Annotated in this window: 17 protein-coding genes; 10 read left to right on the top strand and 7 right to left on the bottom strand. The window is 63.2% G+C overall.

The window, feature by feature from the left end:
• The first annotated feature begins 86 nt into the window (after positions 1 to 86).
• On the top strand, positions 87 to 821 hold the full coding sequence (locus D0Z70_RS05090) for a Bax inhibitor-1/YccA family protein (protein ID WP_119744342.1): 735 nt from the start codon (positions 87 to 89) through the stop codon (positions 819 to 821).
• 148 nt (positions 822 to 969) lie between these two features.
• On the opposite strand, the gene D0Z70_RS05085 is transcribed toward D0Z70_RS05090, so the two are convergent.
• From D0Z70_RS05085 to D0Z70_RS05070, 4 genes are all read right to left on the bottom strand, one after another.
• The gene (locus D0Z70_RS05085) at positions 970 to 1,593 is read right to left on the bottom strand and encodes a glutathione S-transferase family protein (RefSeq protein WP_119744341.1); all 624 of its coding nucleotides are present in this window, start codon (positions 1,591 to 1,593) and stop codon (positions 970 to 972) included.
• Between the two features lie 16 nt (positions 1,594 to 1,609).
• The gene (locus D0Z70_RS05080; RefSeq protein WP_119744340.1) at positions 1,610 to 2,290 is read right to left on the bottom strand and encodes an immunity protein Imm33 domain-containing protein; all 681 of its coding nucleotides are present in this window, start codon (positions 2,288 to 2,290) and stop codon (positions 1,610 to 1,612) included.
• Between the two features lie 187 nt (positions 2,291 to 2,477).
• Positions 2,478 to 4,796 carry an ATP-dependent Clp protease ATP-binding subunit ClpA gene (clpA, locus tag D0Z70_RS05075; protein ID WP_119744339.1) on the bottom strand — a complete coding sequence of 773 codons (2,319 nt, stop codon included), beginning with the start codon at positions 4,794 to 4,796 and terminating at the stop codon, positions 2,478 to 2,480.
• Positions 4,797 to 4,952: 156 nt separating this feature from the next.
• Positions 4,953 to 5,150: a DUF1192 domain-containing protein gene (locus D0Z70_RS05070; protein WP_006953215.1), complete on the bottom strand. Its 198-nt coding sequence runs from the start codon at positions 5,148 to 5,150 to the stop codon at positions 4,953 to 4,955.
• 78 nt (positions 5,151 to 5,228) lie between these two features.
• On the opposite strand from D0Z70_RS05070, the gene D0Z70_RS05065 reads away from it, so the two are divergent.
• The 7 genes from D0Z70_RS05065 to D0Z70_RS05035 all read left to right on the top strand — a co-directional run bounded on the left by D0Z70_RS05065 (position 5,229) and on the right by D0Z70_RS05035 (position 11,993).
• On the top strand, positions 5,229 to 6,260 hold the full coding sequence (locus tag D0Z70_RS05065; protein WP_239018817.1) for an NAD(P)H-quinone oxidoreductase: 1,032 nt from the start codon (positions 5,229 to 5,231) through the stop codon (positions 6,258 to 6,260).
• A 157-nt stretch (positions 6,261 to 6,417) separates the two neighbouring features.
• Complete coding sequence (locus D0Z70_RS05060; RefSeq protein ID WP_119744338.1) at positions 6,418 to 7,287, top strand: UDP-2,3-diacylglucosamine diphosphatase; 870 nt, start codon at positions 6,418 to 6,420, stop codon at positions 7,285 to 7,287.
• A gap of 96 nt (positions 7,288 to 7,383) precedes the next feature.
• On the top strand, positions 7,384 to 8,412 hold the full coding sequence (locus D0Z70_RS05055) for a glycosyltransferase family 4 protein (protein ID WP_119744337.1): 1,029 nt from the start codon (positions 7,384 to 7,386) through the stop codon (positions 8,410 to 8,412).
• Positions 8,413 to 8,527: 115 nt separating this feature from the next.
• Positions 8,528 to 9,211 (top strand): DUF1013 domain-containing protein, encoded by a 684-nt coding sequence (locus D0Z70_RS05050; RefSeq protein WP_119744336.1) that lies wholly within the window; start codon positions 8,528 to 8,530, stop codon positions 9,209 to 9,211.
• A gap of 136 nt (positions 9,212 to 9,347) precedes the next feature.
• Positions 9,348 to 11,027, top strand: a complete 1,680-nt coding sequence (locus D0Z70_RS05045) for an AMP-binding protein (protein WP_119744335.1) — start codon at positions 9,348 to 9,350, stop codon at positions 11,025 to 11,027.
• Between the two features lie 67 nt (positions 11,028 to 11,094).
• Entirely contained in the window at positions 11,095 to 11,628 is a 534-nt protein-coding gene (gene msrA / locus D0Z70_RS05040; protein ID WP_119744334.1) for a peptide-methionine (S)-S-oxide reductase MsrA, read from the top strand.
• 98 nt (positions 11,629 to 11,726) lie between these two features.
• Entirely contained in the window at positions 11,727 to 11,993 is a 267-nt protein-coding gene (locus D0Z70_RS05035; RefSeq protein WP_119744448.1) for a hypothetical protein, read from the top strand.
• 115 nt (positions 11,994 to 12,108) lie between these two features.
• On the opposite strand, the gene D0Z70_RS05030 is transcribed toward D0Z70_RS05035, so the two are convergent.
• Complete coding sequence (locus D0Z70_RS05030) at positions 12,109 to 13,065, bottom strand: L-threonylcarbamoyladenylate synthase (RefSeq protein WP_119744333.1); 957 nt, start codon at positions 13,063 to 13,065, stop codon at positions 12,109 to 12,111.
• 122 nt (positions 13,066 to 13,187) lie between these two features.
• Between D0Z70_RS05030 and D0Z70_RS05025 the strand changes: the two genes are divergently transcribed.
• Positions 13,188 to 14,003, top strand: coding sequence for an ATP-binding protein (locus D0Z70_RS05025; protein ID WP_119744332.1), 816 nt, complete (start codon positions 13,188 to 13,190; stop codon positions 14,001 to 14,003).
• A gap of 84 nt (positions 14,004 to 14,087) precedes the next feature.
• On the opposite strand, the gene D0Z70_RS05020 is transcribed toward D0Z70_RS05025, so the two are convergent.
• Both D0Z70_RS05020 and D0Z70_RS24830 read right to left on the bottom strand, forming a co-directional pair.
• A complete protein-coding gene (locus D0Z70_RS05020; protein WP_119744331.1) occupies positions 14,088 to 15,413 on the bottom strand; it encodes a PQQ-dependent sugar dehydrogenase in 1,326 nt (441 codons plus the stop codon).
• A gap of 59 nt (positions 15,414 to 15,472) precedes the next feature.
• Complete coding sequence (locus D0Z70_RS24830) at positions 15,473 to 15,646, bottom strand: hypothetical protein (protein ID WP_182913842.1); 174 nt, start codon at positions 15,644 to 15,646, stop codon at positions 15,473 to 15,475.
• 224 nt (positions 15,647 to 15,870) lie between these two features.
• On the opposite strand from D0Z70_RS24830, the gene D0Z70_RS05015 reads away from it, so the two are divergent.
• Positions 15,871 to 16,080, top strand: a complete 210-nt coding sequence (locus D0Z70_RS05015) for a hypothetical protein (protein ID WP_182913841.1) — start codon at positions 15,871 to 15,873, stop codon at positions 16,078 to 16,080.

The raw sequence follows: 16,080 nt of genomic DNA, 5'->3' as shown, positions 1-16,080 counted from the left end.
GTGGTTACGACAGCGCTTGAATATCCGGGCATAAGCGCCGATAATGAATCATGCGGCGACAGTGACGCCGACGAAGGAGAATTTTCATGGCCAACTGGTCCGATCCCCGTTCCAATATTGCGGGCTTTGGCGGCAGCAGCGTCGCGCAGGGCGCGGCGTACGACGCCGGTCTGCGCAGCTATATGCTGTCGGTCTATAATTATATGGCGAGCGGCGTGCTGCTGACGGGCATCGTCGCAGTGCTGTTTGCGTCGAGCGGGCTGGCGTTGCAGGTGCTGGGCGGTCCCGGCATCCTGAAATATGTCATCATGTTCGCGCCTTTGGTGTTCGTGATGGTGCTGAGCTTTGGCATCAACCGGCTGTCGACGGCGGCGGCGCAGGGGCTGTTCTGGGCCTATGCCGCGGTGATGGGCCTGTCGCTCTCGTCCATCTTCCTGGTCTATACCGGCACGTCGATCGGCCAGACCTTCTTTGCGACGGCGGCGGCTTTCGCGGGGCTGAGCCTGTTTGGCTATACCACCAAGAAGGATCTGTCGGGCTTCGGCACCTTCCTGATCATGGGTGTTGTTGGCTTGCTGGTCGCCAGCCTGATCAACCTGTTCCTGAAATCGAGCGTGATGGATCTGGTCATCAGCTTCATCGGCGTGCTGCTGTTCGCGGGCCTGACAGCCTATGACACGCAGAAGATCAAGAGCATCTATGCGCATGTCGCGGGCACGGACATGATGGGCAAGTCGGTCGTCATGGGGGCGCTGAACCTCTATCTCGACTTCATCAACATGTTCCTGTTCCTGCTGCGCTTCATGGGCAATCGCGACTGATTGGCGCGGACGGCGAGATAAGGGAAGGCCCGGTGGAGTGATCTCCGCCGGGCCTTTTTTGTTTGTGCGGATGATCCCACGAAGGTCGTGGTGGGGGGCAAGCGCCGGACTGGACTCCCGCCTTTGCGGGAGTACGGGGTGGGTGGGATCAGGGCTGTTTCTGCATCGCCGCGATGAGGGCGCCGTCGATCTCCTTCTGGCGCTGATAGGCCGGGCGGGCGCGCAGGCGCGCCGCATAGGCGGTGAAGGCGGGGCGTTCCGGCATGGTGCCGAAGGTCAGGCCCCAGTCGATCTGCGATCCGACATAGACGTCGGCGGCGGTGAACTGATCGCCGCAAATCCATGTCGTCCCCGATACCGCCTGTTCGAGCGTGTCCAGCACCGCGTCGAGCGATCCATAGCCCGCGCTGCGATCCCGCCCTTCGGGCAGGACGAAGCCCATCGCCTTGTTGGTGATGGCGGCTTCGACCGGGCCAGCGGCGAAGAAGAGCCAGCGATAATAAGCGCCGCGTGCGCTGGTGGGCGGGGCGAGGTTGGCGGCGGGGAAGGCGTCGGCGAGATAGGCGCAGATGGCGGCGCATTCGGTGACGATGGTGCCGTTGTGGACGATCGCGGGGACTTTGCCCATCGGGTTGATGGCGAGATAGTCGGGGGATTTCATGGTGGTGGCGTAATCGAGGATGACGGTGTCATAGGGCGCGCCGACCTCCTCCAGCATCCAGCGGGCGATTTGGCCGCGCGACATGGGGTTGGTGTAGAGGGTGAGGATCATGGGGACTCCTGAGCGACTAGTCGATGATATGATATGTTCCGGTAGAAAAATCGCGAATGTAGGCGCAGCCGACAGGTTCATCGATCAGGTGTAGCCAGCTATCGTCCGCGTTCAATACCTTGCCGATTGCGATATATTCCATCTTCCGGGTGTTGAGTTCTTCATCGCTTATATCGCGGTAATCCCCCCGGATGCGCCAGCCACTGTCAGGATATCGATCACCATCCTGCTCCAGTTCAGGCTCTTCGCGATAGATAAAATATATTGGGATACCATCATCCACGACACAGCTATCGACAAGGCATCGCTCCCAATATTGTCGGATTGGTGGAGTTTCCACGACGTCGCGTTCGCCTTCATATTGAAGGTCAATAATATTATGAGGTTGAAAGCAGATGCGATCGCCAGGTTGTAACTGAGGCATGTCGCACGGAGCATTGTCCAGACGGCCCTGCCACTCCTCTGGCCCAAGCGAGTCAAGAATGACCCACATTCTTTCGGCATCATATTCGAGACCCGCTGGTGAGCCTTTGATGGTCAGTTTAACGAGGTCACCTGGCCGCAAAGCCATGATCTCCTCAGCGGTCGGCAGAAAGAATGTGTATGGGGCTTCGTTATGGATCGGACGAGGATCTTCAACGGCCCAAGTACCGAAATAGCGGCGGCGCAGATTATAGAGGCGGTCATATATACGCATCGTGGGAAACTAGCCCCGATTACCGAGGTTGCAACACCAACGGAGCGATAACCCCCCTCATCCAACTTCGCCTAACCGGCAGAGCCGGTAAAACTTCATATCCTTCTCCCGCCGGCGGGAGAAGGTTTGTAAGATAAAAAGGGCGGCCTTTGCGGGCCGCCCTTTTCATTTGCGTTGGTCGTCGCGCTTATTTGGTGGCTTCGCTTGTCTTGGCCTTGCCGCCCTTCTTGCCCTTTTTGGGGGCTGCCGGGGTGATTTCAAACGCCAGGGCTTCGTCCTTCATATGGACATGGACTTCGCCGCCATGGACCAGCTTGCCGAAGAGCAGTTCCTCGGCCAGCGGTTGCTTGATCTTTTCCTGCATCAGGCGGCCCATCGGGCGGGCGCCGTAGAGCTTGTCATAGCCCTTCTTGGTGAGCCAGTCCTTGGCGTCCTGATCCAGGGTGATGTGGACGTCGCGGTCGGCCAGTTGCAGTTCGAGTTGCAGGACGAACTTGTCGATGACGCGGGCGACGATTTCCGGCGGGAGGTAGCCGAAGGGGACGATCGCATCGAGGCGGTTGCGAAATTCCGGGGTGAAGAGCTTTTTCACCGCATCCTCCTGCACATCCTCGCGGGTCAGTTCGCCAAAACCGATCGATTCCTTCGCCATGTCCGACGCACCGGCATTGGTGGTCATGATGAGGATGGTGTTGCGGAAATCGACGGTCTTGCCGTGATGGTCGGTCAGGCGGCCATTATCCATCACCTGCAACAATATGTTGAACAGGTCCGGGTGCGCCTTTTCGATTTCGTCGAGCAGCAGGACGCTGTGCGGTTGCTGGTCGACGGCGTCGGTCAACAGGCCACCCTGATCATAGCCGACATAGCCCGGAGGCGCGCCGATCAGGCGGCTGACCGAGTGGCGTTCCATATATTCCGACATGTCGAAGCGCTGGAGCGGGATGCCGAGCAGGGTCGCGAGCTGGCGCGCCACCTCCGTCTTGCCGACGCCGGTGGGGCCGGAGAAGAGATAGTTGCCGATCGGCTTGTCGGGATCACGCAGGCCTGCACGCGACAGCTTGATCGCGGAGGACAGCACTTCGATCGCCCTGTCCTGGCCAAAAACGACGCGCTTCAGGTCGGTGGTCAGCGATTCCAGCACGCTCTTGTCGTCGGACGAGACCGTCTTGGGCGGGATGCGGGCCATGGTCGCGATGACCAGCTCGATCTCCTTGGGGGTGATCACCTTCTTGCGCTTGCTTGGCACGACCAGCATCTGCATTGCGCCGACTTCGTCGATCACGTCGATCGCCTTGTCGGGCAATTTGCGGTCGTTGATGTAGCGGGCGGACAGTTCCACCGCCGCCTTGATCGCGTCGGGCGTGTAGCGGACGTGATGATGCTCCTCGAACGCGGTGCGCAGCCCGGCGAGGATCTTGATCGTATCCTCGATCGTAGGTTCGTTGACGTCGATCTTCTGGAAGCGGCGCAGCAGCGCCCGGTCCTTCTCGAAATGGTTGCGGAATTCCTTGTAGGTGGTCGATCCGATGCAGCGGATCGTGCCGCCCGACAGAGCGGGTTTCAACAGGTTGGACGCATCCATCGCGCCGCCGCTGGTCGCGCCAGCGCCGATGACGGTGTGGATTTCGTCGATGAAGAGGACCGCGTGGGGCAGTTTTTCCAGCTCGGTGACGACCGCTTTCAGCCGCTCCTCAAAATCGCCGCGATAGCGGGTGCCGGCCAGCAGTGCGCCCATGTCGAGCGAGTAGATGACGGCTTCTTTCAGCACATCAGGCACTTCGCCCTCGATGATCTTGCGCGCCAGACCTTCGGCAATAGCGGTCTTGCCGACGCCGGGATCACCGACATAGAGCGGGTTGTTTTTTGAGCGGCGGCACAGGATCTGGATGGTGCGGTCCACCTCCGACGCGCGCCCGATGAGGGGATCGACCTTGCCGCGCGCCGCCTTCTCATTGAGGTTGACGGTGAACTGATCGAGGGCGCTGTCCTTCTTACCCTTGCCGTCCTGCACCTTCTTCTCCTCTTCGGCTGCCCCCTTGGTCTCCTGACGCTCAGGCGCGGGCGTACCCTTGCCGACGCCATGGCTGATGAAGCTCACGGCATCGAGACGGCTCATATCCTGCTGTTGCAGGAAATAGACGGCATAGCTTTCGCGTTCGGAAAAGAGCGCGACGAGGACGTTTGCCCCGGTCACTTCATCCTTGCCGGACGATTGCACATGGAGAATGGCGCGCTGGACCACGCGCTGGAATCCGCTGGTGGGGGAGGGGTCGGATGCGCCCTCCACCTTGAGGCTGTCGAGTTCGGTGTCGAGATATTGGGTGACCGCGTCGCCCAGCTCGCCGATTTCCACGCCGCACGCCTGCATCACCTTGGACGCATGTTCGTCGTCGATCAGCGCCAGCAGCAGATGCTCCAGCGTCGCATATTCATGCTTGCGTTCCGACGCATGGGTCAGCGCATTGTGCAGGGTGGTTTCCAGAGCGGGGGCGAAAGAAGGCATGTCTGTTCTACTCCTGGCCCGATAAAGGGGCGGTCTTGAACCTTATGTCGGCATTGCTCGACGCCGGATCAAGACGTGCGTCCCGACCTGCGGAATTGCCAGACTGACCGTACCCGGTAGAACCCGTCAAAAGGGTGCGTGGGGCAAGGCGCGGGTTCATCGCTTGAATAACGCCTCGGCAGTTGCCTTATGGTTAACGGCGTATTCCATTTTCGCTTCTGTCCGCGCTATTTCCGCCTTGAGAGCGGCGATGCGGGCGTCCAGTTCAGCCACGGACAAGGGGTCCAGATCCTGCGCGTGCAGCCGGGCCAGTGGATCGTCAGCCCGGCGGGGGAGATCATCATCCTTGTCCATAAAGCGTAATGTTGACCCTGCGGGCCACTCTGTCAATAAGGGCGCTCGTTCTGCCTGTCGATTTTTGTGCGGTGCAGCATGAGCGTGTTTTTGGGGGAAGCGACGATGGCCGACGGCAACCGCGTACCGGGCGAGATGATGGCGATTGCCATTCCTGTGCCGGGTGGTCCTGATGCGCTGGTGCCACAGCGGCGCGCGGTGCCGGTGCCGGGCGATGACGAAGTGCTGATCCGGGTCGCTGCTGCCGGGGTGAACCGGCCCGATGTGCTGCAACGACAGGGCAAATATCCGCCGCCGCCCGGCGCTTCGGACATTCCGGGGCTGGAGGTGTCCGGCACGGTCGTGGCGGCCGGGCGCGGGGCGGAGTTGCTGGTGGGGCAGAGGGTTTGCGCGTTGCTGGCTGGCGGGGGCTATGCGGAATATGCGGTGGCGCCTGCGGGGCAATGCCTGCCGGTGCCGGACGGCTATGACATGGTCGAGGCGGCGGCGCTGCCGGAGACTTTGTTTACCGTGTGGACCAATTTGTTCGAGCGTGCCTATGCGGTGGGTGGTGACACGGTGCTGGTGCATGGCGGGACCAGCGGGATCGGCACGATGGCGATCCGCCTGTGCAACCTGTTCGACGTGCGTGTCATCGTCACCTGCGGGTCGGATGAGAAATGCGCGGCTGCCAGGGCGTGGGGCGCGGACGAGGCGATCAATTACAAGACCCAGGACTATGTCGCGGAGGTGAAGCGGATCACCGGCGGGCAGGGCGTTCAGGCGGTGCTGGACATGGTCGGCGGCGATTATCTGCCGCGCAACCTGGAGTGCCTGGCCGAGGATGGGCGGCATGTGTCGATCGCGGTGCTGGGCGGGGTGAAGGCCAATATATTCATTCCCGCGATCATGCAGCGGCGGCTGACGATCACCGGATCGACGCTGCGGGCGCGGTCGGTGGGGTTCAAGAGCCTGGTGGCCGATGAACTGGTGCGGACGGTGTGGTCGTTCGTCGAGGAAGGGAAGTTGCGCCCGGCGATGGATCAGCGGTTCGGGCTGGCGGAGGCGGCCAAGGCGCACGCGCGGATGGATGCGGGCGAGCATTTCGGGAAGATCGTGCTGGTGGTTTGAGGGTGCGTTGGCCCACCCCCCACCCCCCTCCCGCAGGCGGGAGGGGGAGCAGAAAACCCCGCAAACCGTAGCATTTCCGTCATAATCCCTTCGGAACTGTAACATTGCGGCGCTAGGGAACCGGTCCTGAGGGCATCAGTCTTTGTAGGATCGTATCATGAACGCCATCACGCGCCTGCCATTTCTGGCGGACCTGCCGGAGGACGGCGCAGAGCCATTTTCCGTGCCCGAACGGACGCAGGGCGAGCGTCGCCGGTTTCGCACGATCTGGATTTCCGACATCCATCTTGGCACGCGCGGCTGCAACGCGGCGATGCTGATCGATTTCCTCGACAATGTGGACAGCGACACCATCTATCTGGTGGGCGACATCATCGACGGCTGGCGGCTGAAGAAGCGTTTTTACTGGCCGGCCAGCCATAATGACGTGGTGTGGCGGCTGATGAAACGCGCCAAGCGCGGCACGCGGGTCGTCTATATTCCCGGCAATCATGACGAAATGTTCCGCCAGTTCACCGGCATGAATTTCGGTGGCGTGGAAATAAGGCGCAAGGCGATCCATACCACCGCCGACGGGCGCAAGCTGCTGGTGCTGCATGGCGATGAATTCGACACGATCATGCTGGCGCACCGCTGGCTGGCGTTCGTGGGGGACGCGGCCTACACCACGCTGATGCGGCTGAATGTCGTGGTCAATGCGGTGCGGCAGCGCATGGGGCTGCCCTATTGGTCGCTCAGCAAAATGGCCAAGCACAAGGTCAAGAACGCCGTATCCTTCATCTCCCAGTTCGAGGAAGTGGTCGCGCATGAAGCGGGTGCGCGCGGCGTCGATGGCGTGGTGTGCGGGCATATCCACAATGCCGAAATGCGCGAGATTGGCGGCGTCGCTTATTATAATGATGGCGACTGGGTGGAAGGCTGCACCGCTCTGGTCGAGCATGAGGGCGGACGGATGGAAGTGCTGCACTGGGCGGATGAGATTGCCGCGCGGGAGGCACGGGACGAGCCGGCGCGGATTGCCGCCTAAGATATTATGCCGCGTGTTCCCGCGCAGGCGGGAACCCAGTCCGGCCGTTAAACTGGGTTCCCGCCTGCGCGGGAACATGGTGAGTGAGGTGACCAAATGCGCATTATGATCGTCACCGATGCCTGGACCCCGCAGGTCAATGGCGTGGTGCGCACGCTCCAGACGATCCGGGCGGAGCTGGAGGCGATGGGGCATGAGGTTCAGGTGATTTCGCCTGATCTTTATGGCTCCATTCCCTGCCCGACCTATCCAGAAATAAGGCTGGCCTTGGTGCGGCCGGGCGTGGTGGGGCAGGCGATTGCGGCCTTCCAACCGGATGCCGTGCATCTGGCGACGGAAGGGCCGCTCTGCCTGGCGGCGCGGCGCTGGTGCTTGCGGGAGCATGTGCCGTTCACCACCGCCTATCACACCCATTTCCCCGATTATGTGGCGCAGCGGACCGGCCTGCCTGCGGCCTGGTTCTGGCGCTATATTCGCTGGTTTCACGGGTCTGCGCAGGCGGTGCTGGTATCGACCGGGTCGGTGCGCGCGCAACTGCGCGCGCATGGGCTGAACAATGTGCGGCCCTGGGGCAGGGGGGTGGACCTGAGTGCCTTCACCCCCGACGCGCCGCCGCCCACGCTGTTTGCCGACCTGCCCCGGCCGATCATGCTGGCTGTCGGTCGGGTGGCGGTGGAGAAGAATCTGGAGGCGTTCCTCGCCACCGATCATCCCGGCACCAAGGTGGTGGTGGGCGATGGCCCGGCGCGCGCGGCGCTGGAGCGGCGCTACCCAGAGGCGCATTTCATGGGACCATTGTTCGGGGAGGCGCTGGCGGGTGCCTATGCCGGGGCCGACGTGTTCGTTTTCCCCAGCCGCACCGACACGTTCGGCTTGGTGATGATCGAGGCGCTGGCCTGCGGCACGCCGGTCGCGGCCTATCCCGTCACGGGGCCGGTGGACATTGTGACCCCGGAAAGCGGCGCGCTGTCGGATGATCTGGGGCAGGCGATTGCCGGAGCGCTAAGCTGTGACCGGGCCGCCTGCGCCGCCTATGGCCGCAGCTTCAGCTGGGAACGCAGCGCGCGCGAGTTCCTGGCGGGGCTGCACACCATTGACCGGTTGGGGCTGGATAGCGCGGCCTGACGCTTTTCCTTGCTCCAGCGGGGATGATCGACTATCTCCAGACGGTCGCGGCCGCCCTGCTTGGGCGGCCCTTATCGTTTTTGTGCCGGAGAATGTTCCCGTGTCCCAGCCACTCATGCCCCATGCGACCGCCAGCTGGCTGGTCGACAACAGCGCTCTGAGCTTTGACCAGATCGCTGAATTTTGCGGGCTTCACATCCTGGAAGTGCAGGCAATCGCCGACGATACCGCCAGCACCAAATATACCGGCCGTGACCCGGTGCGCGCCCATGAAATCACCATGGACGAAATCCACAAGGGCGAGCAGAACCCCGACTACAAGCTCAAGATGCTGAAAGGCCCGGAGCCTGTCCGTCGCACCAAGGGGCCGCGCTACACGCCGGTGTCCAAGCGCCAGGACAAGCCTGATGGCATCGCCTGGATCCTGCGCAACCATCCCGAAGTGTCGGACGGCGCGATCGGCAAGCTGATCGGCACCACCCGCACCACCATCGCGGCGATCCGCGACCGGACCCACTGGAACATTTCCAACATCACGCCCAAAGACCCGGTGACGCTGGGCCTGTGTTCGCAGCGCGAACTGGACGCTCTGGTGGCCAAGACCGCCAAGAAGCTGGGCATCGAGGCACCGACCGATTCGCGTCTGGATGGCGACCGTGCGGCGCTGATCGAGGAGCTGCGGCGTGAGCGTGACGACAATGCGCGGCGTGCTGATGAGGCTCTGCGCAGCGAAGCAGAACTGATTTCCGGCGTCGCCACCATCCTTGATCCGTTCAGCAACAACAAGGGCGCGGTGTGATGCCGTAGCGTCATTCGGCGACCGTCCTAAGTCGCTGCAATGCAGCATTTTCAAGGGTCGCGCCGGGTAACCGACGCGGCCCTTTTTGCTGTGGTTGACGCTTGCGTAAAGCAGCCATTCTCCATAGACTTCACTCATGGAGAGCATAGAAAAAATCTGGCGGGAGCATTATCAGCACCCCACCGTCTGGGACCGGACGTTCGCCCCGATGTCGATGGGGGAAATGGTCACCACCAGTGCGCTGGCCCACCCCGATGCGCCGATGATCGATTTCATGGGGCGCCGGTTCAGCTATGGCACGATGTTCGGGCAAATCCGCCGCATCGCCTGTGGTTTGCAGGCGATGGGTGTGAAAAAGGGCGACCGGGTCGGCCTCTATCTGCCCAACACCCCCCATTATGTCGCGGCTTATTATGGCGCGCTGATCGCGGGCGCGATCGTCGTCAATTTCTCTCCCCTCTACACTGCTGCCGAACTGGAGCATCAGGTCGAGGATAGCGGGACCAAAATCCTGTTCACCCTGTCGGCCAAGGCGCTGCTGCCCACCGCCTTGCAGGTGTTGGATCATAGCAGCCTGGAGAAGCTGGTCGTCGGATCGGTGGCGGAGATGCTGCCCCCGGTCAAATCCGTGCTGTTCCGCCTGTTCAAGGCGAGCGAGTCCGTGCCGTTGCCGGACGATCCGCGCGTGTTGCGCTATGACCGGCTGATCGCCAATGCGGGCGACTGCACCGTGCCGCCGATCGACCCGGAGCGGGACATCGCCCTGCTGCAATATACTGGCGGCACCACCGGCACGCCCAAGGGCGCGATGCTGACCCACCAGAATCTGACCGCCAATGCCCGGCAGGCGCAGGCGATCGACCCGCACGCCAATGAGGAGGACCGCATCATCGCGGTGCTGCCCTTCTTCCATGTATTCGCCAATACCTGCACCCTCAACCGCACCGTGATGAACGGCGGCGAGATGGTGATGCTGCCCCGTTTCGACGCGGCGCAGGTGCTGGCGGCGGTGCAGCGGGTGAAGGCGACGTCGCTGCCCGGCGTGCCGACCATGTTCCAGGCGCTGCTGGATCATCCCGCGATCCGCAACATCGACTTTTCCTCGCTGCGCGCCTGTATTTCGGGCGGCGCGCCGCTGCCGCTGGAAGTGCGGCAACGGTTCGAGGCGGCCACGGGCGCCAAGCTGATCGAAGGTTATGGCCTCACCGAAACCAGCCCGATCGTCTGTTCCAACCCCTATGAGGGGCTGAACAAGACCGGGACGGTGGGGCAGCCGGTGCCGGGGACGCGGGTGAAGCTGGTCGATCGCGAAGATCCGACCAGGCCACCGCCGCCCGGAGAGCCGGGTGAATTGCTGTTCGCCGGGCCGCAGATCATGAAGGGCTATTGGAACCGGCCCGATGCCGACGCCGAAGTATTCATCGGCGATTTCATCCGCACCGGCGACGTGGGCGAAATAGACGAGGATGGCTATGTCCGCATCGTCGACCGGCTCAAGGACATGATCGCCGTCGGCGGCTTCAAAGTGTTTCCGAGCCAGGTCGAGGCGGTCCTCTATCATCATCCGATGGTCAAGGAGGCGCTGGTGATCGGCATTCCCGACCATTATCGCGGTGAACAGCCCAAGGCGTTCGTGACGCTGATCGAGGATGCGCAGATTGACGGCGCGGCGCTCAAAGACTGGCTCAATCCGCAACTGGGCAAGCATGAGCGGGTGTGTGAGGTCGAGGTGCGGCTGAACCTGCCGCGCACGCTGGTCGGCAAGCTGTCCCGTAAGGAACTGGTGGCCGAGGAACGGGCGAAAGCGGCGGCGTGACGGCGGAGGCTGGAACGGCGGCCTGAGCGTTCCTATCTGTGTGGCCAACATGGATAGGAATGGACAGATGGCGCAAGAAATCGCGACACTCGCAGGCGGATGCTTCTGGTGTACCGAAGCGGTGTATCAGAACCTCAAAGGCGTATCCGCGGTCGAGAGCGGTTATATTGGCGGGGAAAAGCCCGACCCGACCTATGAGCAGGTCTGTTCCGGCACGACCGGCCATGCCGAGGCGATCCGCATCAGTTTCGACCCTGACGTCATCAGCTATGCCGATCTGCTCGACATTTTCTTTGCGACGCACAATCCCACGACGCTCAATCGCCAGGGCAATGATGTCGGCACCCAATATCGATCCGCCATCTTCCCCCGTTCGCCGGAACAGGAGGCCGAGGCCAAGGTCGCGATCGGCCGGGCGCAGGCGGACCATGACGATCCGATCGTCACCACGATAGAGCCGGACGGTCCCTGGTATCCGGCGGAGGATTATCATCAGCAATATTGGGACCGGGTCGGCGACCGTAACCCCTATTGCATGGCCGTGATCCCGCCAAAGCTCGCGAAACTGCGCAAGGGCTTTGCCGACAGGATTGACGGTTGATTTTCCGCGACAGGTTTCGCCGCTTTTTGTGTTTGGCTTAGGCTGCGGTTAAGGTGGCCTGTGCCAGGACGGCGGCGAACCAAGTCGGGGGACTGATGATGAACAAGATGATGATGCTGGCCGCGCCGCTGATGCTGCTGGCTCTGCCCGGCTGTATCGCCAAGACGGCGCTGGATATCGCGACGATGCCGGTGCGCGCGGGCGCGCAGGCGGCGGACTGGGCGACGACCAGCCAGGATGAAGCCGATCGCAATTATGGCCGCAAGATGCGCGAGCAGGAAGCGCGCGATGGCAAGGTGCGCAAGAAGGCGGACAAGGAACGCCGCCGCCAGTGCGAGGATGCGGGTTACGACAATTGCGATTAAGCGCGATGACGTCACCTTGACCCGTGCGTTTCGAGCGAAGTCGAGAAACGGTGGCACGCAGGTTTCGACTTCGCTCGAAACGAACGGAGCTTGGAGTTTCACCTCATTTTCAAACTCAAGCCGCGGCGCGTTTTAGCCGGTCGTTGATGGCCGCGCCGACCCCCTCTTCGGGAATGGGCGCAACGGCGATGCGCTGCTGCGCGCTGGCGTCGGCAATGTGAAGCGCCGCGAATAGATTGGCCGCGGCCTCCCGCACGTCGGCTTCCGGGCTGAGATTGATGTGGCAGGGCATCAGGCCGAAGCCGATCAGATATTCGTCCCGCTCCGCGCGCATCGCGTTGAGCCGCACCGGTTTGGACGGCGCATAATGGCTTTCGAGTTGGCCGGGCGCTTCGATCTTGCCCCCGGCCTTGCCGATCATAACCGGCAGGCCGGTCGCTTCCTCCAGCATCGCCGCCGTCACCGGGCCGGGGCGGAGCAGGCGGACATGGTCATGTTCCGGCGCGGCGATGGTCGATTCCACGCCTTCGCTGGTCGGCCCTTCATCCAATATCATCCGCACCCGGCCATTGAGGCTGGCCAGCACATGCTCGGCGCGCGTCGGGCTGATCGATCCGCTGCGATTGGCCGATGGCGCGGCGAGTGGTCGCCCGCTCTCGCGGATCAGCGCGCGCATCGCGGGGTGGGCGGGCAGGCGCAGCGCTACGGTGGGCAGGCCGGCCATGACTAGCGGGGAGAGGCCGCTATCGGCCCGCATCGGCAGCACCAAAGTCAACGGCCCCGGCCAGAAGCGGTCGGCCAGCGTCCTGGCGACAGCGGAGAAATCCGCCAGCCGCTCCGCCATCTCCCGGTCGGCGACATGGACGATCAGCGGATTGAAACTGGGCCGCCCCTTGGCGCTGTAGATGGCGGCGACGGCGTGGCTGTCAGTCGCATCGGCGGCCAGGCCATAAACGGTTTCGGTTGGCACCGCCACCGGCTCCCCGGCGCGGATCAGCAAGGCTGCCTCACGCAGGGATTCCGCGCCATAACGGCAGGATCGGGTGGAATAGGCTGGATTGGCGATGGTCACGGCCCCCGCGATATAGACGGCGATCCCACCGAGTAAAAGGCCATTGCGTCAGTCGCATGACAGCGGCGGGAATCGGGGCGCGGATGCTTGCCGCAACGCCCATCGCCGTTTAAGCCCGCGCCATGACCGACGAACTCCTCAACCGCATTGCCCAGGCGCTCGAACGGCTCGCGCCGCCGCCCGCACTGTCCGCCGATCTTGCCGCGTCGCCAGCCTATGTCTGGGACGGTCGCGCGATCCGCGCGGTCGAGGCGTTCGCGCCGGTGGACTATGACCTGCTGACCGGGATCGACGCGCAGAAGGGTGCTTTGCTCGACAATAGCCGCCGTCATGCGGCGGGCCATGCCGCGCATGACGTGCTGCTATGGGGCGCGCGCGGGACCGGCAAGTCGGCGGTGGTCGCATCCGTCGTCGGCCAGTTGCAGGGGGAGGGGCAGGACATCGCCCTGCTGCAATGCGCGATCGATGAACTGGCGAGCCTGCCCACGCTCTTCTCGCTGCTGCGCGGGACGAGCCGGCCCTTCATCCTGTTCCTCGATGATCTGGGCTTTGACGAAGGCGTGGGGGACGCCCGGTCGCTGCGGTCGCTGCTTCAGGGCGGCACCGCCGCGCGTCCCGCCAATGTGCGCCTCTATGTGACGTCAAACCGCCGCCATATCGTGCCGCGCCATCTGTCGGAGCAGGATGACCCGATCAATCCGCGCGATGTGGTCGATGACCGGATGGCGCTGTCCGACCGCTTTGGCCTGAGCCTTGGCTTTCACGCGCTCGATCAGGACGCCTATGTCGCGATCGTTGGCGGCTATGCGGCGAAACTGGGGATCAGTTTCGATCCATTGGAAGCGATCCAGTGGGCAACCCAGCGCGGCAGCCGGTCGGGCCGGGTTGCGTGGCAATATGTCGTCGAACTGGCGGGGCGCAACGGGTTGCATATTTGATGGAGCGTGCTCCCGCGCAGGCGGGAGCCCAGTTGAGAGGCTGGAACTGGGCTCCCGCCTGCGCGGGAGCACGCAAACCTCAAATCACTTCCCCTTCGTCACCCGCCACACAATGCCGCCGACATCGTCGCTGACCAGCAGCGCGCCCTTCGCGTCGGCGGTCACGTCCACCGGGCGACCATGCGCGTTGCCATCCTTGTCCAGAAAGCCGGTCAGCACATCGACCGGCTTGGCCTTGCCCGCCTCGCCATCGGCAAAGCCGACGAACACGACCTTGTAACCCGCCGCCGGCTTGCGGTTCCAGCTGCCGTGGAGGCCCACGAACGCGCCGTCGGCATAAGGTGCACCTAGCGTCACCTTGTCCGCGAAGGTCAGGCCCAGCGGTGCGACATGATTGCCCAGCGCATAGTCTGGCCGCTTGGTATATTCGCGGATTTCCGGACGTTGCGGCTGGACCCGGCGATCCTCATACCCGCCCCAATAATTCCATGGCCAGCCATAGAAGCCGCCAAATTCAACTCGCGCCAGATAATCGGGCACCAGGTCGCTGCCCAGCATGTCGCGTTCATTGACCACGCCCCACAGCGCGCCGCTCTTGGGTTCAAAGGCCAGGCCCACCGGATTGCGCATCCCCGACGCCCAGATGCGATAGTCGCCGGTCCGGGGGTTCACTTCCAGCACCGACGCGCGGTTGGCTTCGCTTTCCAGCCCATTTTCGCCGATATTGCTGTTCGACCCGACGCCGACATAGAGCAGCCCTTCGGGGCTGACGGTCAGGCTGCGGGTCCAGTGCATGTTGGGCGCCTGCGCGGGCAGGTTCAATATCTTGCGGCCCGGCGCGCTGATCTTCGTATCGCCCGGCTTGTAGGGATAGGCCATCAGCGCGTCGGTATTGGCGACGAACAATGTGTTGCCCAGCAGCGCCATGCCATAGGGCGAATTCAGTCCGGTCAGGAAGGCGGTTTTCGTCTCCGCCCGCCCGTCGCCATCGGCGTCACGCAGCAGCGAAATGCGGTTGGGCGACGGATCGCCCGCGCCCGCCTTGTTCATCAGATAATTCATCACCCGGTTGACGATGCCGCCGGTCGGGCGGGGCGGGCTGTTGGTTTCGGCCACCAGCACATCGCCATTGGGTAGAAGCAGCAGCGAGCGGGGATGGGACAGCCCCTCGGCAAAGCGCGCCACCGACAACCCCTTGGCCGGCACCGGCTTTTCGCCGGCGGTCCATGGCTTCACTTCGGCGATATTGACCGTGGGGATCATCTCGCTGCGTGGCCCGGTGAACACCGGTTCGCGTCCCATATCCGCGCCGGGCGGCAATTGCGCCGTGTCGCCTTGCGCGAAATAGAGGAATGCGCCGCCGGCCAAAGTGAGGACGACGAGCGGGAGGGCGATCAGATGCTTGTTCATTCCCCTCATCTATGTCGCGATGCCGCGTCGGGCAAGGCGGATGGGGCTGGCCGCGTCGCTTATTTGCGCCGGTCGCGCAGCCACAGCAGCAGCGCGATCACGATGCCCGCGCCAACGCCCGCCAGCAGGCCGATGCTGGGCTGGCCCATCAGCCCGCCGGTGATTGCACCCCCCAGGATGAGGAAGGCGATGATCGCGCCCGCGCCGGTCGGGTCTTTCCTGTCATTGCTCATGCCCAGCCCCTTGCCATGGACGGCGGGGCAAGGCCAGCGGCTTTGACGGCGTGCGGATGCGGGACGCATCGTGCCGTTACGGGATGGCTGTCCCGTGATGGGACTTGGCTAACGCCCCGTTCACCCTCGCATCCCGCCTGCTACACCAAGGCACTGAAATGGCACGGGGATTGAAGGTGGTAGCCAACCAATACATGTCGCCAAAAAAACAAATGGGGGTCGCAATGCAGTTGCCATATCTTTCGGGTCGAAAGAGCTATGAGGATGCCGCCGAGTTGATGGCGCTGTTCGGTGACAATGCCGGATACGAAGCTGCCGCGCGCGCCGACCGCAGTCTGGACGTGGGCAATCATATCCATTTCTGCCACTGGCGGCAGATCGAACGGCTCATCGTGCTGCTGACCTATGACCAGCCGCTGGGGACGATTCACTGA

The sequence above is a fragment of the Sphingobium terrigena genome, assembly GCF_003591655.1.
GTDB lineage: Bacteria > Pseudomonadota > Alphaproteobacteria > Sphingomonadales > Sphingomonadaceae > Sphingobium > Sphingobium terrigena.
The sequence above is the reverse complement of the archived record's forward strand: the minus strand, read 5'-3'. Positions and strand labels throughout refer to the sequence as shown.